Origin of the sequence: Mesorhizobium sp. M8A.F.Ca.ET.207.01.1.1, from assembly GCF_004794715.1 — a bacterium.
Taxonomy (GTDB): domain Bacteria; phylum Pseudomonadota; class Alphaproteobacteria; order Rhizobiales; family Rhizobiaceae; genus Mesorhizobium.
On record NZ_SRUS01000468.1, the window covers coordinates 1 to 304 of the forward strand.

A 304-nucleotide genomic window follows, 5' to 3' on the forward strand; every position below is an offset into this window, starting at 1 on the left:
GCGTGGCGATACGCCCGGCCTTGCCGGCCTCGGCCTTCTTTAGAATCTCCAGCGCTTCGGCCGGTGTGATCGCGTCGGTTAGATAGCGGAAGTCGACGATCCGGACGATCTCCTCCGGGCTCATCTCGGCGACCAGGCGCCAGACCGGCTTGCCGGCTTCCTTCGCCCAGAGATCCCAGACGGCATTGACCACCGCGCCGACGGCGAGATGCATGGCGCCCTTGTCCGGGCCGATCCAGCGCAACTGGCTGTCGCCGGTCACATGATGCCAGAAACGGCCGGGATCCTCTCTGACCCAGTCGAG

The 304-nt window shown here is 66.1% G+C and carries 1 pseudogene; it reads right to left on the reverse strand.

What is annotated here, in order from left to right:
• Window positions 1-304: pseudogene (locus tag EN850_RS35400) on the reverse strand (fuconate dehydratase); the annotation flags it as partial.